This window comes from Acidaminococcales bacterium (genome assembly GCA_031290885.1).
Lineage (GTDB): Bacteria > Bacillota > Negativicutes > Acidaminococcales > JAISLQ01 > JAISLQ01.
In genome coordinates this window covers 40,591-60,899 of sequence record JAISLQ010000006.1, presented here as the reverse complement: position 1 = coordinate 60,899, position 20,309 = coordinate 40,591, and the positions used below count along the sequence as shown (strand labels likewise).

At 54.0% G+C, this 20,309-nt stretch carries 23 protein-coding genes; 9 read left to right on the top strand and 14 right to left on the bottom strand.

Going from position 1 to position 20,309, the window contains the following annotated elements; all coding sequences use genetic code 11:
* The first annotated feature begins 8 nt into the window (after nucleotides 1–8).
* The 9 genes from LBO03_00905 to LBO03_00865 all read left to right on the top strand — a co-directional run bounded on the left by LBO03_00905 (nucleotide 9) and on the right by LBO03_00865 (nucleotide 9,001).
* Complete coding sequence (locus LBO03_00905) at nucleotides 9–767, top strand: isoprenyl transferase (GenBank protein MDR3348160.1); 759 nt, start codon at nucleotides 9–11, stop codon at nucleotides 765–767.
* Nucleotides 768–771: 4 nt separating this feature from the next.
* Nucleotides 772–1,650: a phosphatidate cytidylyltransferase gene (locus LBO03_00900; protein MDR3348159.1), complete on the top strand. Its 879-nt coding sequence runs from the start codon at nucleotides 772–774 to the stop codon at nucleotides 1,648–1,650.
* Between the two features lie 79 nt (nucleotides 1,651–1,729).
* The gene (locus LBO03_00895) at nucleotides 1,730–2,878 is read left to right on the top strand and encodes a 1-deoxy-D-xylulose-5-phosphate reductoisomerase (GenBank protein MDR3348158.1); all 1,149 of its coding nucleotides are present in this window, start codon (nucleotides 1,730–1,732) and stop codon (nucleotides 2,876–2,878) included.
* Between the two features lie 39 nt (nucleotides 2,879–2,917).
* On the top strand, nucleotides 2,918–3,949 hold the full coding sequence (gene rseP / locus LBO03_00890) for an RIP metalloprotease RseP (protein ID MDR3348157.1): 1,032 nt from the start codon (nucleotides 2,918–2,920) through the stop codon (nucleotides 3,947–3,949).
* Nucleotides 3,950–3,959: 10 nt separating this feature from the next.
* Complete coding sequence (gene ispG / locus LBO03_00885) at nucleotides 3,960–5,033, top strand: flavodoxin-dependent (E)-4-hydroxy-3-methylbut-2-enyl-diphosphate synthase (protein MDR3348156.1); 1,074 nt, start codon at nucleotides 3,960–3,962, stop codon at nucleotides 5,031–5,033.
* Complete coding sequence (locus tag LBO03_00880) at nucleotides 5,030–6,733, top strand: proline--tRNA ligase (GenBank protein MDR3348155.1); 1,704 nt, start codon at nucleotides 5,030–5,032, stop codon at nucleotides 6,731–6,733. Before ispG ends, LBO03_00880 begins: the two co-directional genes overlap by 4 nt.
* An 80-nt stretch (nucleotides 6,734–6,813) precedes the next feature.
* Nucleotides 6,814–7,248: a signal peptidase II gene (gene lspA / locus LBO03_00875; GenBank protein ID MDR3348154.1), complete on the top strand. Its 435-nt coding sequence runs from the start codon at nucleotides 6,814–6,816 to the stop codon at nucleotides 7,246–7,248.
* Complete coding sequence (locus LBO03_00870; GenBank protein ID MDR3348153.1) at nucleotides 7,221–8,192, top strand: RluA family pseudouridine synthase; 972 nt, start codon at nucleotides 7,221–7,223, stop codon at nucleotides 8,190–8,192. The genes lspA and LBO03_00870 overlap by 28 nt, the downstream gene beginning before the upstream one ends.
* A 113-nt stretch (nucleotides 8,193–8,305) precedes the next feature.
* Nucleotides 8,306–9,001, top strand: coding sequence for a 4Fe-4S binding protein (locus tag LBO03_00865; protein ID MDR3348152.1), 696 nt, complete (start codon nucleotides 8,306–8,308; stop codon nucleotides 8,999–9,001).
* Between the two features lie 244 nt (nucleotides 9,002–9,245).
* On the opposite strand, the gene LBO03_00860 is transcribed toward LBO03_00865, so the two are convergent.
* The 14 genes from LBO03_00860 to LBO03_00795 form a co-directional block, all read right to left on the bottom strand.
* Complete coding sequence (locus tag LBO03_00860; protein ID MDR3348151.1) at nucleotides 9,246–9,995, bottom strand: amino acid ABC transporter ATP-binding protein; 750 nt, start codon at nucleotides 9,993–9,995, stop codon at nucleotides 9,246–9,248.
* A 15-nt stretch (nucleotides 9,996–10,010) separates the two neighbouring features.
* Entirely contained in the window at nucleotides 10,011–10,718 is a 708-nt protein-coding gene (locus LBO03_00855) for an amino acid ABC transporter permease (protein ID MDR3348150.1), read from the bottom strand.
* Between the two features lie 117 nt (nucleotides 10,719–10,835).
* A complete protein-coding gene (locus tag LBO03_00850; protein MDR3348149.1) occupies nucleotides 10,836–11,651 on the bottom strand; it encodes an ABC transporter substrate-binding protein in 816 nt (271 codons plus the stop codon).
* 491 nt (nucleotides 11,652–12,142) lie between these two features.
* Nucleotides 12,143–12,757, bottom strand: coding sequence for an urea carboxylase-associated family protein (locus LBO03_00845; protein ID MDR3348148.1), 615 nt, complete (start codon nucleotides 12,755–12,757; stop codon nucleotides 12,143–12,145).
* Between the two features lie 2 nt (nucleotides 12,758–12,759).
* Complete coding sequence (locus LBO03_00840; protein ID MDR3348147.1) at nucleotides 12,760–13,482, bottom strand: cyclase family protein; 723 nt, start codon at nucleotides 13,480–13,482, stop codon at nucleotides 12,760–12,762.
* 9 nt (nucleotides 13,483–13,491) lie between these two features.
* Complete coding sequence (locus LBO03_00835) at nucleotides 13,492–15,339, bottom strand: amidohydrolase family protein (protein MDR3348146.1); 1,848 nt, start codon at nucleotides 15,337–15,339, stop codon at nucleotides 13,492–13,494.
* Between the two features lie 114 nt (nucleotides 15,340–15,453).
* Complete coding sequence (locus tag LBO03_00830) at nucleotides 15,454–15,717, bottom strand: EutN/CcmL family microcompartment protein (GenBank protein ID MDR3348145.1); 264 nt, start codon at nucleotides 15,715–15,717, stop codon at nucleotides 15,454–15,456.
* A gap of 38 nt (nucleotides 15,718–15,755) precedes the next feature.
* Nucleotides 15,756–16,046, bottom strand: a complete 291-nt coding sequence (locus LBO03_00825) for a BMC domain-containing protein (GenBank protein ID MDR3348144.1) — start codon at nucleotides 16,044–16,046, stop codon at nucleotides 15,756–15,758.
* A 50-nt stretch (nucleotides 16,047–16,096) separates the two neighbouring features.
* The gene (locus LBO03_00820; GenBank protein ID MDR3348143.1) at nucleotides 16,097–16,378 is read right to left on the bottom strand and encodes a BMC domain-containing protein; all 282 of its coding nucleotides are present in this window, start codon (nucleotides 16,376–16,378) and stop codon (nucleotides 16,097–16,099) included.
* Between the two features lie 2 nt (nucleotides 16,379–16,380).
* Nucleotides 16,381–17,175, bottom strand: a complete 795-nt coding sequence (locus LBO03_00815; GenBank protein ID MDR3348142.1) for a hypothetical protein — start codon at nucleotides 17,173–17,175, stop codon at nucleotides 16,381–16,383.
* Entirely contained in the window at nucleotides 17,168–17,461 is a 294-nt protein-coding gene (locus LBO03_00810) for a BMC domain-containing protein (protein MDR3348141.1), read from the bottom strand. Before LBO03_00810 ends, LBO03_00815 begins: the two co-directional genes overlap by 8 nt.
* A gap of 15 nt (nucleotides 17,462–17,476) precedes the next feature.
* The gene (locus tag LBO03_00805; protein ID MDR3348140.1) at nucleotides 17,477–18,817 is read right to left on the bottom strand and encodes a UbiD family decarboxylase; all 1,341 of its coding nucleotides are present in this window, start codon (nucleotides 18,815–18,817) and stop codon (nucleotides 17,477–17,479) included.
* Nucleotides 18,807–19,376: a UbiX family flavin prenyltransferase gene (locus LBO03_00800; protein MDR3348139.1), complete on the bottom strand. Its 570-nt coding sequence runs from the start codon at nucleotides 19,374–19,376 to the stop codon at nucleotides 18,807–18,809. The genes LBO03_00805 and LBO03_00800 overlap by 11 nt, the downstream gene beginning before the upstream one ends.
* A gap of 172 nt (nucleotides 19,377–19,548) precedes the next feature.
* Nucleotides 19,549–19,902: a hypothetical protein gene (locus tag LBO03_00795; GenBank protein MDR3348138.1), complete on the bottom strand. Its 354-nt coding sequence runs from the start codon at nucleotides 19,900–19,902 to the stop codon at nucleotides 19,549–19,551.
* Between the last annotated feature and the right edge of the window lie 407 nt (nucleotides 19,903–20,309).

Genomic DNA, 20,309 nt, shown 5'->3' with positions numbered 1-20,309 from the left:
ACAAGTCGATGGATTGCGGGCACGAGCAGACAGGCGCGGCGGAAAATTTGCTGGACAAGCAAAAAATCCCCGGGCATATCGCGGTCATTATGGACGGCAACGGCCGCTGGGCCAGGCAGCGGGGTTTGCCGCGGACGGCCGGGCATAAAGCGGGCGCCGACGCTTTGCGCGCGGTTGCGCGCGCGGCCGGCGAACTTGGCGTAAAAGCCGTAACCGCTTACGCCTTTTCCACCGAAAACTGGAAAAGGCCGGCTTATGAAGTTAATTTTCTGATGAACCTGCTGGATCTTTATTTGACAGGGGAAATCAACAACCTCAACAAAGAAAACGTCAGGGTTGTCTTTAGCGGCGACATCGCCGCCCTGCCCGGCAAAGTGCGGGAAAAGGCGGAAAAAACGGTAAAAATAACCGCCCCCAATACCGGCCTGACGCTTAATCTGGCGGTAAATTACGGCGGGCAGGCGGAAATTGTCCGGGCGGCCAATCATATAATCCGGGACAAGGCGGACGGCAAAATAGGCGACATTGAAATAACCGTCGATCTGTTTGCCCAATATTTATACACGGCGAGCCTCCCCGGGCTGGATCTTTTGATCCGGACCGGCGGGGACATGCGCGTAAGCAATTTTCTTTTGTGGCAGGCGGCTTACGCCGAGATATGTTTTGTGGACGTGTTCTGGCCGGATTTCAACAAAGACGGCCTTTGCCGCGCCATATATGAATATCAGAGGCGCGAGCGGCGGTTTGGCGCCATAAAGGACGGGTAGGTGCTTGGCTTTGTTGTCCAAAAGGCTATTGACCGCCATCGTTGGGCTGCCGGCCGTCATAGCGCTGGTTCACGCCGGCGGCGGCGTTTTTTTGGCGGCGGTGATTTTTTTGGCGGCCGCTTCCCTCTGGGAACTGAACAAAATGGCAGCGCGGAAAAATATCGGCATCTACTTTTTGACAGGCGCGGCGCCTGTATTTATCCTATGCGCAGCCGCTTGTTTTCCAGGCCGCCGGCCATTGGCCGGTTTTATTGCAGCGCTGGCCGTGCTGTCTGTTTTAAGCGAAGGCGTTTGTCGCCATAAAGAGGACAATTCCCTGCAAAAAAGCCTTTTTACGCTTTTTGCGTTTTGCTATATAGGCATTTTTTCTTCCCAATTTATCTTATTAAGAAACCTGTGGCCAGAGACCGCGCTTGACACTTTTTTCGGTCGCATGCCTGCGGGCGAGGCCGCCTTCTGGCTGACGGCCGCCGGCGTTTGGGCGAGCGACACTTGCGCCTATTTTGTCGGCACGGCTTTCGGCCGCGCCAAACTTTGCCCGGCCATCAGCCCGAACAAATCCTGGGAAGGAGCTTGCGGCGGCTTTTTGGGCTGCGTGGCGGCCGTATGCTTTTTGGGCGGGCGCGTTTTGGGGTTGGAAGGCTTTACGGTTCCCGCGCCCGGTTTTTTGGAATTTGCGGGCGGGAAGATAAATCTGCCGCTAATCGGGGTGTTGATCGGCGTCTTTGCGCCTTTGGGCGACTTGGTCGAGTCATGGCTCAAACGTTTTTTTGGCGTCAAAGATTCCGGGGCTTTGTTTCCCGGGCACGGCGGCGCGCTTGACCGCATAGACAGCCTTTTGTTCGCGGCGCCGGTTGTGTGCGCGTATTTATCTTTGCTTTAGATCCTGTTAAAGCTACCGTTCAACGCCCATATTTTTGGATAGCGTTAACAGGCCCTGATTTCAGACAAGGTGGTTTGGCTTGAAAAACATAGCTGTTTTCGGCAGTACGGGATCCATAGGGCGACAGGCGCTTCAAGTCGCTTTTGCCCACAAGGACAAAATAAAAATACGCGTTTTGGCCGCCAATGCCAACGTCCGGCTTTTACGGGAGCAGATGGAACAATTTGAGCCTGACATCGCGGTTTTAGCCGACGAGTCGGCGGCGGGGCGCCTTCGTGCGGATTACCGGGGAAAAACAAGGATACTCTCCGGCGAAGAAGGCTTGGAGGAAGCCGCCGTCTATGAACATACCGATATGCTGCTGGCCGCCATGTCGGGCTTTGCGGGATTGAAACCCACCTTGGCCGCTATTGGGGCGGGCAAAGACATAGCTTTGGCCAACAAAGAAACTTTGGTGGCCGCCGGCGGCCTCGTCATGCGGGAAGCGGCGCGGCGCGGCTGCCGCGTATTGCCGGTGGACAGCGAACATAGCGCCATTTTCCAAGCATTAAACGGCGAAGACAAAAAAAACATACGAAAAATACTTCTCACCGCCTCCGGCGGGCCGTTCCGCGGCATGGACCGCCGGGCTTTGGCAAAGGCGACGCCATCTGACTGCCTGAAACACCCCAATTGGCGGATGGGCCCGAAAATCACGATCGATTCTTCCACCCTCGCCAACAAAGGCTTGGAAATAATAGAAGCGTACTGGCTGTTCGGCGTGGATTATGATAACATAGAAGTAATCGTGCATCCGCAAAGCATTGTACATTCCATGATTGAATACACGGACGGAGCGGTTATTGCGCAGTTGGGGCTGCCGGACATGAAAACGCCGATACAGTACGCTTTTTCCTGCCCGGACAGATGGCCGTCCGATTTTGGCCGTTTGGATTTTTTTCAACTGTCCGGGCTGACTTTTGAGCGGCCGGACTTGGAAACTTTCCCGGCGCTTTCCCTGGCCTTGCGCGCGGGGAAGATGGGCGGCGTCATGCCGTGCGTTTACAACGCGGCCAATGAACAGGCGGTAGCGGACTTTATTAAGGGCAGGATCGGCTACCTTGACATACCTGGCTGCATAGAATACGCCATGTCCGGACACGCCGCGCCGGCAGAGCCGTCTTTGCCGGACATTTTGCGCGCCGACGAAAGGGCGCGCGCGATGGCTGCGGAGTTTTCCGCCGGATAGCGGCGGCGCGGGCGGACTATCCAAAGGGAGGGCAGCATCATGTTTACGACTATATTGGCGACGTTGTTTGTGTTCGGGATACTCGTTTCCGTACATGAATTCGGCCACTTCGCGGCGGCGAAGCTGTCCGGGATGAAAGTGCTGGAATTTGCCGTTGGCTTTGGGCCCGGCCTTTATAAAAAGCAAAAAGGGGAAACTTTGTATTCGCTGCGAAGCATCCCGCTTGGCGGCTATACGAAGATCGCCGGCATGGATCCCGACGATCCGCAGGATCCGCGAAACTTTGACCGGCAATCTTTATTGAAACGCTTGATCGTCATTGTCGCCGGATCGTTTATGAACCTCATGTTGCCGATCGCGCTGTTTTTTTTGGTGATATTTTTCGCCGGGGTGCAAAAGCCGGTGGACCTGCCGGTTTTCGGCGCGATCATGGACGGCTACCCGGCCGCTTTGGCCGGGCTTGAACCGGGGGACGAGGCCTTGTCGGTAAACGGCGAAAAAATCGCGACTTGGAGCCAGCTTGTGGACGCGGTAAAGACAAAAGGCGGCCAGAGCGTGCGTTTGCTCATCAGGCGCGGCGGCGCCGAGTTTCCCGTAGACATAACGCCGCGCTACGATGAAAAAAGCAAACGCGCCTTGATTGGCGTGAGCGCCCAAACCAAGACTTATCGCCCCGGCCTTTGGGAAGCGCTGGAAACGGCCTTTGTACAAACTTATACCCTGGCGCTTGAAATGCTCAAAGGCTTTTACTCGCTTTTGTCCGGCAGGCAGCAGGCGGACCTCGCCGGGCCGCTGGGAGTCGCGCGCATGGCGGGGGAAGTGGCGCAGTACGGTTTTTTGCCGCTTTTGAATTTTACCGCTTTTCTCAGTATCAACCTCGGCATTATAAACCTTTTCCCGGTTCCGGTATTGGACGGGGGGCATGTCGCGACACTTTTGGCGGAAGCGGCGATGGGAAGGCCGCTGAGCCTGAAAATGGCCAGGCGCGTACAATATGTGGGGCTGGCGCTTTTGTTCTTTTTGCTTATTTTTTCCACTTTACAGGATATAGGCAGGTTAAATCTTTTTTGAGGATGCCTCCATGCAGCGTAGGAAAAGCCGGCAAATAAGGCTGGGCGGGCTTTTGGTGGGCGGCGGCGCCCCGATCTCCGTTCAGTCCATGACCAATACCAAAACGCACGAGACGGCGGCGACCATCGCGCAAATAAACGCGCTGGCGGCGGCCGGCTGCGACATTGTCCGCGTCGCCGTCCCGGATGAGCGGGCGGCCGCCGCCCTGCCCTATATCAAGCAAGCGATCGCCCTGCCCCTGATCGCGGACATCCATTTTGATTACCGGCTGGCGCTTTCAGCCTTGGACGCCGGGGCGGACGGGCTGCGGATCAATCCGGGCAATATCGGCGCAGAAGCTAACGTCCGCCGGGTCGCGGACAAGGCTAAAACGCGCGGGGCGCCGATCAGGATAGGCGTGAACGCCGGTTCTTTGCCGGCGGATATTTTGCGCAAATATGAGCGCCCCTGCCCGGAAGCCTTGCTCGAAGCGGCGCTTAGAAACGCCGCCTTGCTGGAAGGCTGGGGCTTTACGGACATCAAACTTTCCCTAAAAGCGCATGACGCGCCCTTGACCATAAACGCCTATAAACTGGCGGCTGAAGCGACTGACTATCCATTGCACATCGGGATTACGGAAGCGGGTACGCCGAGAAGCGGCCTGATAAAATCGGCGGTGGGCATAGGCGCCCTTTTGTCGATGGGCATAGGCGATACGCTCAGGGTGTCCTTGACGGGCGATCCGGTCGAGGAAGCAAAGGCGGGGCGCGAGATATTGAAGGCGTTGGGGCTGCGCCCGTACGGGCCGACGGTCATCGCCTGCCCGACTTGCGGGCGCACGGAGATCGATTTGGAAAAATTGGCTTTGCGGGTGGAAGATGAACTGGCCGGCGTAAAGGACACCATAACCGTCGCCGTGATGGGCTGCGTGGTGAACGGCCCGGGCGAAGCCCGTGAAGCCGATGTTGGAATCGCGGGCGGCAAAGGCGCCGGGCTGCTGTTCAAAAAGGGGCGCGTTTTGCGCAAAGTGCCGGAGGCCGTTTTGTTTGACGAACTTTTAAAAGAAATAAACGATATTTTGCGTGAAAGGGCGAAAAAACAATGAGATTTTCCCAACTGTACGCGCCGACCATGCGGGAATCCCCTGCGGAGGCGGAAGTGGTCAGCCACCAATTGTTGCTGAAAGCCGGGTTCGTCAGAAAGGCGGCGGGCGGAATTTATACCTATTTGCCCTTGGCCTGGCGCGTCTTGCGGAAAATAGAGCAGATCGTCCGCGAGGAGATGGACGCCAAAGGCGGGCAGGAAATAGCCATGCCCATCGTCCAGCCGGCGGAGGTGTGGCAAGAGAGCGGCCGCTGGTCCGTGTACGGCGACGAGATGTTTCGCCTGCGGGACAGGCACGGCCGGGAATTTTGTCTCGGCCCCACGCATGAGGAAATCGTAACGGACCTTGTCAAGGGCGGCGTCCGTTCCTACCGGCAGCTCCCTTTGCTTTTGTACCAGATACAAAACAAATACCGCGATGAGACCAGGCCGCGTTTCGGGCTTTTGCGCGGGCGCGAGTTCATAATGAAAGACTTGTATTCCTTTGACCGGGACGGGGCGGGGCTTGAATTGTCCTACCGGAAAATGTACGACGCCTACAGCCGGACCTTCACCCGCTGCGGATTGCAGTTCAGGCCGGTGGAAGCGGACTCCGGCGCGATCGGCGGCAGCGGCTCGCATGAATTCATGGTTTTGGCCGGCAGCGGCGAAGCGGAAATAGTATATTGCGAAAGCTGTGATTTCGCCGCCAATACCGAAAAAGCGGAACTTAACCCCATCGCGGCGCCGGAAGAAGCGCCGCTCGCGCGGGAAAAAGTGAGTACGCCCAATGCGGCGACGATCAAAGCGGTTTGCGGGTACCTTGGCATACCGGTGGAAAAAAGCGTGAAAGCGGTAGCCTATAAAAGCGACAAAGGGCTTATATTGGCTTTTGTGCGCGGCGACCATGAAGTAAACGAAGTGAAAGTTTTAAATGCGTCCGGCGCCCTTGCCCTTTCCAAGGCGGGAGAGGACGAGTTGCGGGCGGCCGGCACGGAACCGGGTTATATGGGCCTTTGCCCGGGCAAAAAAAACCTTGCGCTCATAGCCGACCAATCGGTTATGAATATGCGCAATTTTGTTTGCGGCGCGGACGTTTTGGGCTACCATTACATCAACGTGAATCCCGGACGCGATTTTGCGCCGGATTTTGTCGCCGACATAAGAATGATCCAGGAGTCCGATTCCTGCCAGCGCTGCGGCGGGCGCCTGACAAAAGCAAGGGGCATAGAGGTCGGGCAGGTATTCAAATTGCACACCAAATACAGCGAAAAACTGTCCGCCAACTATCTTGATGAAAGCGGCAAAGAGCGCCCGCTGGTCATGGGTTGTTACGGAATAGGCATCAGCCGCGTCATGGCTGCGGTCATCGAACAAAGCCATGACAAAGACGGCATAATCTGGCCGGCGGCGATCGCGCCCTATCAAGTCGCGGTAGTGCCGGTCAACGCCAAAGACGAGGCGCAAATGAAGGCCGCGGAAGAAATATATGAAACGCTGGTCGCGGCCGGCGTGGAAACCGTGCTGGACGACCGCGCGGAACGCGCGGGGGTAAAATTCAACGACGCCGATTTGATTGGCTACCCCTTGCGGATAACGGTCGGCGCCAAAACGGTCGCGGAAAAAGAACTGGAAATAAAAATACGCGCAAGCGGCGAGGTTGTTTTTGTAAAAGGCGGCGGCTGGCCGCAAAAGATAAAAGAACTGTTGGCCGCGCTGTAGCGCGCCGGGCGGCGTTGTTTGTTCGCGGCCTCTAAGCATGTATCTTCGTTTAGCATTGTTTGGGAGCGTGGGGGGTTGCCGTGCGGCTTGTTTTTCTGCCTTTTATAATTGTAGCCGCCGATTATGCCAGCAAACGCTATATAAAAAGCGTTATGACGGAAGGCATGAGCGTGCCTGTCATTGACGGCGTTTTTCACATAACATATGTACTCAATCCTGGCGCGGCTTTTGGCCTTTTGCCCAACCAGCGCGCTTTGTTCGTTGCGGCGGCCGTTGCCTTGCTGGCGCTTTTGCTCGGCCTGCGGAAACACATCAAAAAGCAGCCGCCCTGCATCCTGGCCGGCGCCGGCCTGATTGCGGGCGGCGCCTTGGGCAACCTGATCGACCGGATAAATACGGGCGAAGTAGTGGATTTTTTGGATTTTCGCGTCTGGCCGGTTTTCAATGTCGCCGACGCCGCCATTTGCATAGGGGCCGGTTGTATTTTATGGAACATGATGAAAAACAAAAAATAACGGCGGCCGCCGATGCCCTGGCGGTATCTGCGGGCGCGGATGACCGGGACGCGCGCGCGGATGTATTTTTGGCAAAAAGCCTGGCGCTTTCGCGGGCCAACATACAAAAAATGATAAAGGACGGTTTGGTGCGCGCCGACGGAAAAGCGATCAGGCAAAATTACCGTTTGCGCGGCGGCGAATCGTTTGCCGTTGAGTACCGGCCGCCGCAGCCGATAAAAGTGGAACCGGAAAACATCCCGGTAAACATCCTTTACCAAAACGATGACTTTATCGTGGTCGACAAGGCGCGCGGCATGGTCGTACATCCGGCGGCCGGCAATTACGGCGGCACGCTGGTCAACGCCCTGCTTTACCACTGCGGCGGGCTGTCGGGGATAAACGGCTTTATACGTCCCGGCATTGTGCACCGTTTGGACAAAGACACCTCCGGGGTAATGGTAGTGGCCAAAAACGACGCTGCGCATCTGAGCCTGTCCGCGCAGATACGCGACAAAACCGCCGTGCGCGAATACCTCGCCATAGTGCATGGCGCGGTATCCGTGCGGGAAGGCACGGTCCGGACGCTGCTCGGGCGCGACCCCAAAGACCGGCAGAAAATGGCGGCGGTAGCCAAAGGCGGACGGGAAGCGGTTACGCATTATTGGCTGCTGGAACAGTTCCATAACCACGCGTTGCTGCGCCTGCGGCTCGATACCGGGCGCACCCATCAAATCAGGGCGCACATGGAATACATCGGCCACCCGGTCGTCGGCGATCCCAAATATTCACCAAGGCGGCACGGTTTTGCCATAAAGGGGCAGGCGCTTCATTCCGCAAGTTTGGAAATTTGCGGCCGGCAAGGGGAAAAGATGCTGTTTGCGGCGCCCATGCCTGACGATATGGCCAAAATAATCGAAAAATTGCGTAGGGGCTCATTCGGCGGGCAAAACGGCTCGCGCTGAAGGAAGCCTTGCCCTTTGGCGGCCCGGACGCCCGGCACTTACGTTGGCAATGCAACCGAATCGCCGATTATGCCATAATGCAGTCAACTCCCAAAGACCAGGAGGCGCAATTTATGAAGCGCAAGATCATTGAAATAGACATCGGTAAATGCAATGGGTGCGGATTGTGCGCCGAAGCATGCCATGAAGGGGCAATCGGGATGGTGGGCGGCAAAGCGAAGCTTCTCCGGGACGATTGCTGCGACGGGCTTGGCAATTGCCTGCCGGCCTGCCCGACAGGGGCGGTTGCCTTTGTGGAGCGTGAAGCGGCGGCGTATGACGAAGAGCAGGTCAAAAAGCACATAAAAAACATGCAACATCGGCGCGCGGACGGCTGCCCTGGCTTGAACGCCCGCGCGCTGCCCCGTACGCCTAAGGCGGCCGGGCCTGCGTCGCCCGGCGAAAGCGAGCTGTGCCAATGGCCGGTAAAAATCCGACTCGCGCCTGCGGGCGCATCGTACTTTAACGGGGCAAACCTGCTCATCGCCGCTGATTGCGCCGCTTACGCGCGGGCAAATTTCCACGCCGGGTATATGCGGGGAAAAATCACGCTCATAGGCTGCCCGAAACTTGACGGCGGGGATTGCGGCGAAAAACTGGCCGAAATCATCGCCGAAAACGACATCGAGTCCGTCACGGTTGTCCGCATGGAAGTCCCGTGCTGTGGCGGCATCGAGCGGGCCGCTGCGGCGGCGCTCAAAAAATCGGGCAAATTGTTGCCTTGGCAAGTCGTTACATTGACCACGGACGGAAAGGTCAAAGAAAGCTAAGAGGCAATTAGCAAGCCTTGCGGCTTGCCGGGAACACCTGCTTTTTGGGGAAGCCGCCGAACATCCGCTTTGCGGCCGCCGCCGGAAACCGCCAATCGCGCTCCGTCAGCCTCAGCTGCCGGAACATCCGCGAAGAAAGGGGCGGCGAGTTTGTTTTTGGGGCGCGGCGGCGGCGACATCTCTGCTGCGCGGGTACGCCGGACGGCATGGGGGCTCGTCTGCCGTCCTTGCCGCCGAGAATGCTTTAATAACGGGTTATCTGGTTGAAAAACTGGTTTATCCGTTTATTGCCGGCGATAGTTTCGTTGATGTTGCCAACGGCGATTGTTTCAATTATTTTGCCTTGTTCCATAAACACTACCCTGTCGGCTACGCGTTTGGCAAATTCCATTTCATGCGTTACAATCACGGTAGTCATGCCGCTTTGCGCCAAATCAATAATCACGTCAAGCACTTCAGCCGTCATTTCCGGATCAAGCGCAGAAGTCGGCTCGTCAAAGAGCATAAGGCGCGGATTTATGGCTAAAGCCCTGGCAATGGCCACGCGCTGTTGCTGGCCGCCTGAAAGCTGCATGGGGTAATGGTTCGCATGGTCGGCCAAATGCATTTTTTCCAGCAAGGCCAGCGCCGATTTTTTTACTTCGTCATATTTTCTTTTCTGCGCTTTCAATGGTGCCAGCATTATGTTTTCTATAGCAGTCAAATGCCGGAACAAGTCGAATGACTGAAAGATCATGCCGATTTCGGCGCGGGTTTTAAGATCGAGATTTTCTATATACCCCCCGTCATACCAGATGCACCCCTCATCGACCCTTTCCAGCCCGGCCATGCAACGGAGCAAGGTGGATTTGCCGGAACCGGAAGGGCCGATCATCACTAATCTTTCGCCCTGGTTAATCCTCATGTAAACATCTTTCAGAACAGTATTTCCGTGATACTTTTTCCCGGCGCCGTCAACGCGCAGCAGCAACTTATCCTCGTTCAACAAAATCACCCTCTGTATTTCCTGTTACGCCGCCGCGATGTCTTGGGCGTTCTTTCCCGCTTTTTCCGCCGCATATTTTGCTTTGCGCGAAATATCCATGCTCTTTTCCAAAAATATCTGCACAACAGTAAAAATTGCGGTAAAAACAAGATAATATACGGCCACCGCCACCAGCGTATTAACATAGTCAAAATTCTCGCCCGCCACCTGCTGGGCGACCAGCAGTAAATCTCCGAAGCCAATGACCGACGCCAGTGACGAAAGTTTGAGCATTCCGATAAACTGGTTGGCCGTAGGCGGTATTATTACCCGTAAAGCCTGTGGCATGGTAATATAGCGCATTATTTGAAACTTTGTCAAACCGAGGACGTAACCGGCCCGTTGCTGCTCCGCGCCCACGGAACTAAGCCCGGAACGTATTATTTCCGCCATGTACGCCGCTTCGTTGAACATAAGGGCCACTAAAGCGGACTTAAACTCATCGAGCCTGATGCCGAATTGCGGCAGCGCGTTATATACAAAAATAAGCAGCAACAAGACGGGAATGCCGCGAAACAGCCAGATGTACCCGTCAGCGAAAAACCGCACCGCGCCGCACCTTGAAGTTTTCGCCAAAGCCAACAGAAAACCTATCAATACTCCGGCTATCTGCGCCATTATGCACAACTCGAGCGTATTGACCGCCCCCATCAGAAAATGCGGCGAAAAAACATATTTCACTATATTGTCCAAAGCCAACCCTCCCCGCGCCACAGCGCGCCCGCCCGGACACAAAAGGTCCCTGGCGGCAGGCCGCCGCGGGCCCTTTCGCGCCGCGCCGGTTGCACGCAGACTATAAAGCATGCTTTTTTATTTGAAATAATTAAGTTCCGGCGGCAAATGATATTTTTGCATGAGTTTTTCATAAGTGCCGTCAGCGACCAGTTTTTTGACCGCCGCTTCGAGCGCGGCCCGGGTCTTGTCATTGCCTTTGCGGGTCGCTATGCCTATTTCCGCGTTCGGCGGCATGGTAACGGGCACTTCAAAAACATTGGGTTTTTGTTCGCTCAAATGCGCCGCGCCGGGAGCCGAATGCAAAAACGCATCGGCGCGCCCCTGTTCGGTCGCCAGGACGACATCGTTTTCCGTCGGCAGGAGCAAAATATCAATCAAAGGCTTTTTCAGTTCCGCCAGCCTTTTGTTCTGTTCGCGGCAAAGTATTTCGGTATAGCCGGCTCTGACCACGGCTACTTTTTTGCCGGACAAATCATCCATTGATTTGATGCCTTTGTTATCGCCTTTTCTGGTAACAATGACATTGCTCAGTTTCATATAGCCGATAAAATCGACCATTTCTCTTCTTTCCGGTTTGATGTACATGCCGGAAACGATCATGTCAAAACGTCCGCCCTGCAAAGCGGGAATCAGCCCATCGAAATTCATGACGGTATTTTTTGCTTTCAAGCCCATCTCTTTGGCCAAAGCGTCTACCAAATCCACGTCAAAACCCACCAGTTTGCCGTCTTTCATATACTCAAAAGGCGGAAAGGTTGAGATGGTGCCAAAAGTAAGGTAGCCTTTTTCCGTGAGCGTGTCAGGCGGCCGGATGCCGGTCGCCGGCGCTTGCGGCGCGGCGGGCTTGGCGGCCGGAGACGAGGTATTGCCGCCTCCGCAGCCAGCTGCCATAACAAGCATGCATATTGTCAACAAAGCCAACCATAAACTTTTTTTGAAAACTGTAAACATCTTCACATTCCTCCATTTTTCTTTATAAGTCCGGATAGGCAAACCCGCTGCGCCGCCTATTTTTAACGATATAATCACCCCTTTCGGAAGAAGGACTTAATCTTAAACAAAATCCGCTCCCCAAGTTTCTTCCGCCGCATGTATCGGCCGCACGCGAAAGCCCACGCATTTTTCCGCCGCTCCTTCTTTTATATATGTTTATAACAACGACTATCGGAAAAGAGCGATTATATTCAAGAAAGCCGGACATGCCTTCGCCGAACCAAAATAAGCCTTTGGGATTGGCGCAAGCTGTTGCGGCCGGGGCAAGCGGCAATATGCCGGCACAATGGACGGGGATAGGCTTGGCGATTGGTTCAAGAAGAATCAGATGAATTCCGTGCCGCAAAAATCGGCCGGCGGCCTGGCCAGCCTTCCCCGGGGGAAGAAGCTCAAGGGCCTGGCGAAGAGGCGCTAAATATCTGCAATTTTATCATCGTTACCTTCATGCCGTTTACCGGCACGAAATCCTGTGAACAGGCCGTACAAGCCACAATACAGTTTTTGAGCGCCCGCAGCCGCACATAATCGCCCGGTTTGGAAAGCGGCGGCCGAATTGCATAATCGCCGTTTTCGTCCACATCGTTGTACATAAACCAGTTGATGGGATCGGGCAAGGTTTCCGGCTGGATGCCGAATGCGCGCAGCGCCTTCATAAAGTTATCATAACAGTTGGGATGATTTTCCACGCCGAAATCCACTTTATACCTGTAGCAATCACAAGCCGGAAAGAAAAAGTCATGCCTGCCGACGGTGTCTTCTATCAGCCTCATCATGCCGGAGCGGTAATTGCTGTACAGCAAGTCGTTTATTTTAAGGCGCAGGCTTGAGAGCGACGAGCGCATATGTACGGGCGAAACATGTTCTTTTAGGTCGTCTTTATTGAAACAGATAAAATCGCTTACCTGCTGCCCCTGCAAATCAATTATGCAAAGCTCCTCCCCTTCCAGCACTTCCAGCGCCGCGCCGGAATAGGGCTTTATGGTTATTTCTTTTTTCAATCTCATCTTCATGGCCTCCTTTCGCCGCCGATGACCGCCACTGCCCTGACAGGAGAACCCGTGCCGTTTCTTATTCGCAGCGGAAAGCCTATATACAAAAATTTTTTGCCGACAAGTTTATCAAGATTGCACAGGTTCTCGGTATTAAGCATGCCGTATTCACGGCAAGCTTTATGGGCGGAGTAATTCATGTCGCCGGTTTTGTCCACCGAAGGCGCGTCGACGCCAATCATTTTTATGCCACTTTTCGCAAGATATGCCGCCGCTTCGTAATTTAGGCCCGTGTAGTTTGCAAGCCACTTGTCAGTGCCGTAATTGCGCGCAAAATGCCCTGTGTGCATGAGCAAAATGTCGCCCCCGGTGATTTTGTAGCCTGCTTTTTCCAACGCATGCCGCAAATCTTCCTTGCCAATAAAACTATCTTCGCCGATATGTTTTAAATCAACGCAAAAAGCTTGGCCAAAAAACTTTTCCAAAGGAAGCCTGTCGATTGTCTCGCCTTTCAAGTCATATTCATACGGCGCGTCAGTATGCGTGGGGCCGTGTTCGCTGAGCAACAGGTTGTTGGTGGCAAACATAAAACCCATTTTTTGCAGGCTTTCCTCATGGCTTACGTTAGGGAAAATCATCGTTGGCTGATGCGGGAAAAAAACAGGCATTCCCTGGTAAATTTCCTGTGATATATCTATAATTTCATAGTCCACGGCAATCCCCGCTTTCACGCAAATCACAGGCCGCGCCTATGATTTTAAAATAAACGGCTCGGGCGGAATTTTTTCCGCGCCATGCAAAAACTCATGTTTTACCGTATCTAACATCCCTTTGTCGCTTATTTTCAGCTCCGGACTGGTTACCAGCGTCAGGAAAGACAGGTGCATAAAAGGCGCGGCCAGCTTGCAGCCAAGCTGTTCGGCGGCTATCCGCTCCAAGGAGGCGATCTTTTCGCTAACCTCGCGGCCGGTCAGTTCGTCGGTCATAAGGCCGGCTACCGGCAAAGCCATGTCCCCCAAAACTTTGCTTTCGTTAATGAGCGCGACCCCGCCGCCCATTCTGATTACCCGGTTGGCCGCCAGCGCGACGTCATTCAAATTGACGCCGCAAGCCACTATATTGTGCGCGTCATGCGCAACGCTCAAAGCGATGGCGCCTTTTTCCAGCCCAAACCCTTTGACAAATCCCTTGCCTGTCCGCCCGGCCGCGCCGTGTCTTTCTATAACGAAAATATATATGGCGTCCTGCCCGGGGTCAGCCGCTATAATTCCGTCTTTTACCGGCAGGACGCATTGCTCCCGGCCGGTAAGGTTTTGGTTGGGAATGACTTTTATCACATCGACTTTCTCGTTGCCTTCAGCCGACCGCCAAAAAAGATCTTCATATTTTACGTCCGCCCGGCGCATGGTGTGTTTCAAACGGTCGGGGTATTTGTAGGGCGGTATGGCAAGTAGCAGTTCGCCGTCACGGGCGGCGACCGAGCCATTGAGCAAAACCATTTTTACCGTCATTTTCGCAAGATCGTCAACAATCGCCAGATCGGCTATTTTCCCCGGCGCGACCGTCCCGATGTCGTTTAGAGCAAAATGCCCGGCGGCGTTTATCGTAGCCATTTGAATCGCTTCCACAGGATCGATGCCCTGCTCAATCGTCCTTCGGACAATCTCGTTCATGTGTCCCCAATCAAGCAAATCCTGCGCCAGCATATCGTCCGTCGCCAAAACCAACTTGCGCGAGTCCAGGCCGTCTTCCGTTACCGCTTTTATGCACTCGGCCATATTCTTTTGCGTCGAACCCTCGCGCATAAACACGGTAATATTGTTTCTCAATTTTTCAACACATTCCGCCTTGGATGTAGTTTCATGGCAAGAAGTGTTGCCGCCGCAGGCCAGGATGTGCGCCGCCAGATCCCGGCCGGACAGTCCGGGCGCGTTGCCTTCCACCGTCTTTTTTAGCTCTGAAGCCAAAGAAACGCTCGCCAATAAATCGTCAATAAGCGACGGCGCGTGTTCATAAACCGGCTTTACATTGCTAAAGCCCTGCATTTCGCCTATTCCTTGCACCAAATCGTGTCCCAGGAGCAGCCCTACGTTTTCGGACGTTACGCTGGCCCCGGCTGTTTCCAGCCCGGGAGCGTCCGGAACCATGCAGGGAATAGTAAAAAGAATCCGATTAGGAAGCATGGCCGCTTCGTCAATCATGGCGCGCATGCCTTCTATGCCCGCTACATTGGCTATCTCGTGCGGATCCGCTATCAGAGTGGTCGTGCCGGATAGGATCGACAGTTTACTGAATTCGGAAAGAGTAAGCATGGAACTTTCAAAATGCATGTGCGCGTCAATGAACCCGGGACAGATGAATCCGCCGGATAAATCAATAATGCGGGTGCGCGGGCCGGCAACCCCGGAACAATCGCCTGTCAGCAATATGTATTCATCCTTGATCGCTACATCGGCAGCATATATCTCGCGCGTGATTACATTTACAAGACGCCCGTTGGTCAGCACTATGTCGGCGCACTCATTTTTGTTCGCGCTCAATAGCGTATCAATCATCCGGCGAAAGCGTATCGCCCGTTTGTTTATATTAGCGTTCATTCTTCACACCTTCAAGCTCACAGGTATATTCTCGGCCTTTAAGGGACAGTTTTGTACCTTTAAAATTGCCCGCCGCTTAAATTGGCGCACGCCGTTTCCCGAACGCGCGGCATTTCACAACTCTATTTTGTCAATAATGCCGACTATGACCGCGTCTATAGGCGTATTAAAGTCGCGCAGCGCTTTGGGCGCGACTGAACCGGAGACATAAAGAACATATTCCCCGACTCCCGCGCCCACGGAATCCACCGCGACGACGGTTTCTCCCCGCGGTTTTTTCTCCGGCGTTAACGGTTGCGTTATCAAGAGCTTGCAGCCCACTAACTTTTCATCTTTGCGCGTGGCGATGACCTGACCTATCACAAGACCTATTTTCATGGCACCCTCCGCTTATTCCGGTTACAGGACGGTCATTTTCAGGCTTCGGGCTTGACGGCGGAGTGGAGAATGGCTTTTTCCACTTCATTGTGCGGGCGCGGTATAACATGTACGGACACAACTTCCCCTACCCGCCTGGCCGCGTCCGCGCCGGCGTCGGTAGCGGCTTTCACCGCGCCGACGTCGCCGCGGATCATAATTGTTACAAGGCCGAACCCAATTTTCTCATAGCCCGTAATTTCCACATTCGCCGCCTTGACCATAGCGTCGGCGGCTTCAATCGCCCCGACCAGCCCTTTTGTTTCAATTAACCCCAAAGCTTCTTTCATTTCCTTTTCCTCCCTTTTATTGCTTTTTTTGCGCATCTATGTTTTTGCAATCATTTGAATAAAGCGCGCGCGCCGGCGTCCATATTGGGTATGACATGTGCGCGGGCAAACATGCCGTTTTGCTCCAGCGCCGTTTTTCCCGAAGCTACCGCTGACTGAACGGCCGCCACTTCGCCTTCCAGCCATACGGTCAGACTCAGCAGCTTGTTTGCTCCAATCACCCGTTCCATCTTTACCAGCCTGACGTTCGCGTTCTTCAAAGCGAAATCGGCCGCAACAAGCGCGCCGGCGTAACCGACCGTTTCGATAAAACCCATAGCGTTGCCAGGCAAAATCATGCCCCCCCGGTTACGCTCGCAAGCGCCTTTAAAATTTCTCCTTCGTCCCCCTGGGCAACAAGCGCGCCGGCTGCAAATTTAAAATTTATAAGGCAGCCCCGGTTTTCCGTGTAATATTTATTGAGCTTCGGCCAAATGGACAATTCATCGACCGACTCCCGGGCTGCCAGCGGCAAGCGGGCGCTGACTTTCATATACCTGCTCAAAAAAGCGGACACCTTTTTCTTTACCAGCAGGCCATCTATGTAAAAGCTGAAGTTTTCCTTTTGCGCGAAGCGTGCCACGACATTGCGCACGGTGGCGCTGTCATCCGCGAAATAAAAATGCAAGTTTTGCGTGCGCTCAATATCGCAGCTGAATATGCTGTTCGTAAGCCCGAATGCGCTTATTGCCTCATCGACGGCAAACAACGCGGACAGTCCGGCCGTTTCCGCCTTGATCAATCCGATCGCGTCCGTATTCTTCCATCTCAGTTTCAAATCGCGCGCCAAATATTCGCTTGGCTGCTCGATTATCAGCGCGCGCCAGGGAAGGCTGCCGGCCGCGGCGATTTCCGCCCTAAGGCCCGGCGCGTCCACCGAAGGCGGTATATTGCGCGTCAGAGCCGCACGGCGCAAAAATGCGTAGTTTTCGGCAAATTTATCTCTTTGCCCGGTCGGCTTGTTATTGTTTCCCCATTCCGTCCGCCTCTTGTTTTTGTCGCGCTGGTAATTAGGGCGCGGCGGCATCTCCCCGCCCGTATGCTCGGGCGACAGCAATTCGCTTATTATTCCGGACACAAACTCATTCAATTATTTTCGCCTCCCCAATCAGATATTTTCGCAATGCCGGATGAGGATTGGCGATGACATAAGAACAAAGCAATGTCCCGCCCTCGGCCAACACTTTGCGCGCGCCGGCCTCTACCGCGGCCTCCACCGCCGCCACCTCGCCTTTGACCACTATGGCAACAACGCCGCTGCCCACCCGTTTCATCAAGCATAGCCGTACGCCGGCAGCTTTCAGCATAGCATCGAGCGCCTCTAAAGCATCGGCCAGCCCCCTTGTTTCCAACAATCCCGCCGCCACGGCGCCCATCTCCTTCGTCTGCCGTCATGATATATAATCTTCGATATTCGTATTCTCCTCGCCCGGTATATGAGTGCGGGCGTAACCGCGGCCGCCGATCGGCACTGTGGCGTCTATTCCCATTTTTGCGCTTACGCCCCGCAAAAGATGGGATGGATCCAGCGGCGAACCCATGGCGCCGGAGATTATGAAAACATCCTGATCGGCCTGCACTCTGGTGGCTATGGCCCATTCCACGTCTTCGGGGCTGAAAATGTCTACGTCCATATCCACCGCAACCGCATGTTTCAAATCCTTGTCCGCGCTGAACGCCGACAATAGGGCCTGTTTGCCGTCGGCGCCGGTTTGCTTGTCAAGTTGTATGATCGCGTGAAACCTTCCCGCGCCCGCCATGGTTACGTTCACCTTCTTGACGCACGGCACGGTCTGACTGACCGCAGCCAGCAACGCGACTTCGCGCGCTATCGCCTCCGGCAGCTTTTCTTCGCAGCTTCCGGCCAAGATCGTCTGCGCGATCGGATTGTCTCGAAAAGTAAGCGCGCTAAATTCCACCACCGGCTGCTCGGATACTTCGCCGTAATAACCGCCGAGTTCCCCGAAAGGGCCTTCTTTTTCTCTGCGCCAAGGATAAAGATTTCCCTCAAGGATCATTTCCGCGTCTGCCAGAACCGCCAAATCAACCGTCCGGCATTTTACGGTCCGGCTATTTTCTCCCAAAAGCGCGCCGGTTACCGCGAATTTATCGGCATTATAATAATGCGTGCTTATCTGCGACGCCAAAACCACCGCCGGACTGACGCCAAACATAAACGCTACCGGCATAGGCTCTTTTATTTCCTCATAACGGCTTATTTGTTTTCGCATCTCGTAAGAAGTAACCAAAAGGCAACTGCGGTTTTTGCCGAGATACTGCATCCTTCTGATCGATGTGTAAAATTTCTCGCCGGAAACGGATTTTGCTACCATTACGCCGGAGACTAAAAATCCGGCCGGATCGAGCTGGTTGTACCTTAACACAGGGAAATGCTCGTCAAGGTTAAAAGGCGCTTTTATCACGTGCTCCTGCACAGGCGCGGACACGACCGTTTCCACCGGCAAAGGCGCCGCGATTGCCATAGCCAGAGCTTCCGGCAAAGCGCAGGGAGAAACGCCCACGCTCAGCGCCATCAACTCGCGGGTGCCGCCGATGCCGGCGACCAGCGGACAATTGTAGTCGTCTACCTGTTCAAAACATAGCGGCATCTCGCCTTTGGTGTTCTTTAAAAGCGCGGCTATTTCATATTGAGAGCTGACGCGCCTCTTTACACGGCGCAAAAGGCCGCTGTCTTGCAGTTTGAGCAAGAATCCGCGCAAATCACGGCTCATTGTATTCACCGCCCGTCCACCTTTCGCCTAAAGCATGATCTATGCCGAGATTGTCAATTATCCGCCCTACTATGCCGCCCACAAGCTGCCATATTTCTACGGGCCGCGTGTAAAATCCCGGCGACGCCGGCAGGATAAGCGCCCCGGCTTTTATCAGCGCCGCCATGTTTTCAACAATTATAAGGTTTAGAGGAGTTTCCCGCATCACCACGATAAGATTGCGCCTTTCTTTGAGCGCGACGGAAGCCGCGCGCAAAAGCAAGCTGCCGCCGAGCCCGTTGGCCAGGGCGCTTAAGGTGTTCGCGGAGCAGGGGACTATCACCATGGCGTCAAACTTTGCGGAACCGCTGGCCAATACCGAAAAAAGGTCGCTGTTGTCGTGTACCGCGCCCCATCGGGCTAAATCATCCAGTCCGGCAGAGCACTCATACGAAAGCACGCGCCGTCCCATTTCGCTCACTACAATCTCCAGGTCAATATTCAGGCTGTTGAGAGCGCCAAGCAAGGCGCAGGCATAGACAGCGCCGCTCGCCCCGGTTATGCCGACTACCACGCGCATGGCAAAGCTCCTTTGTCAAAAATAACGCAACATTTTGCCTGTTTTCCCATTGCGGCGTGTTGCCGGGCGTCCGCCAAAAACAAAAAGCCGTTATTAAAACCCGGGATTAACCGGTATTAATAACGACTTTCCCATAACGTAAACGCTATAAAAACAGTCATCATTGCATTTTTTATAAATTATTCCCCAAGACAACTACTGTAACGGCGATTTGCGAGCTGGTTTCATAATCCCTCAAAATAGCTGCTGGATACAACTCCAACTCCGCGTTAAGTTTCTGCCGCAAAAGCAACTTAAATTCTTGGAAAAGCGCATAGTCAACAGATTGCTTGAGAACAATATATCTTTTTTCCAATACTTTCAGGGCTTGCACACGGTTGTGCTTGCCAAAGAACATTATAAAATCGGCAGTTATGTCAATTTTAATTTCAACTACGCCGAAACCGTAAATATCTTTATTTACTTCATTGTAAATACGGAAAAGCTTCTTCTTTAACTGTGCGCCGCCTAAAGCCTCGACATTCATTGCAGGCCTCTCAGAACGAACATCTGTATTATTTATACGTTATTATATTATAAATAAAAAAATATTGTCAAGGGTTTTAAATAAAAAATTTGAAAAAAAGAATTTTTATAATAATATTAATATAGCAAATATAGAAAATAAAAGCCGTAAAAAACAACTTGAAGCAAATTCGTTTTCATCGCCTTGCGCGGAATTATTATTCATGAAGCTCGCAATATCTTTTGCATTAATATTAATAAAGGCCAAAAAGCAGGTGGTTATCACGCGCGACGATTTATGATATAATACTTAAAGCAATCACGCCGCCGTCCGCCGAGGGCGCGCCGTTTTTGCGGCAGCGCGCGCTTTTTGTTTTTTTTGCGGCGGCCGCCGGGCAAATTTAAAGACAAGTTTAGGAGGGCGTATAA

Coding starts and splice junctions, on each gene's coding strand:
- LBO03_00905 (MDR3348160.1), top strand. CDS start 9: ATGGATTGCGGGCACGAGCAGACAGGCGCGGCGGAAAATTTGCTGGAC.
- LBO03_00870 (MDR3348153.1), top strand. CDS start 7,221: ATGGAACATGATGAAAAACAAAAAATAACGGCGGCCGCCGATGCCCTG.
- rseP (MDR3348157.1), top strand. CDS start 2,918: ATGTTTACGACTATATTGGCGACGTTGTTTGTGTTCGGGATACTCGTT.
- LBO03_00800 (MDR3348139.1), bottom strand. CDS start 19,376: ATGCGCGTGGTAGTCGGCATAACCGGGGCGAGCGGCGCTGTCTATGCC.
- LBO03_00850 (MDR3348149.1), bottom strand. CDS start 11,651: ATGGCAGCTGGCTGCGGAGGCGGCAATACCTCGTCTCCGGCCGCCAAG.
- LBO03_00830 (MDR3348145.1), bottom strand. CDS start 15,717: ATGAAAATAGGTCTTGTGATAGGTCAGGTCATCGCCACGCGCAAAGAT.
- ispG (MDR3348156.1), top strand. CDS start 3,960: ATGCAGCGTAGGAAAAGCCGGCAAATAAGGCTGGGCGGGCTTTTGGTG.
- LBO03_00825 (MDR3348144.1), bottom strand. CDS start 16,046: ATGAAAGAAGCTTTGGGGTTAATTGAAACAAAAGGGCTGGTCGGGGCG.
- LBO03_00795 (MDR3348138.1), bottom strand. CDS start 19,902: ATGAATGTCGAGGCTTTAGGCGGCGCACAGTTAAAGAAGAAGCTTTTC.
- LBO03_00845 (MDR3348148.1), bottom strand. CDS start 12,757: ATGAGATTGAAAAAAGAAATAACCATAAAGCCCTATTCCGGCGCGGCG.
- LBO03_00805 (MDR3348140.1), bottom strand. CDS start 18,817: ATGAGCCGTGATTTGCGCGGATTCTTGCTCAAACTGCAAGACAGCGGC.
- LBO03_00835 (MDR3348146.1), bottom strand. CDS start 15,339: ATGAACGCTAATATAAACAAACGGGCGATACGCTTTCGCCGGATGATT.
- LBO03_00865 (MDR3348152.1), top strand. CDS start 8,306: ATGAAGCGCAAGATCATTGAAATAGACATCGGTAAATGCAATGGGTGC.
- LBO03_00810 (MDR3348141.1), bottom strand. CDS start 17,461: ATGGGCGCCGTGGCGGCGGGATTGTTGGAAACAAGGGGGCTGGCCGAT.
- LBO03_00880 (MDR3348155.1), top strand. CDS start 5,030: ATGAGATTTTCCCAACTGTACGCGCCGACCATGCGGGAATCCCCTGCG.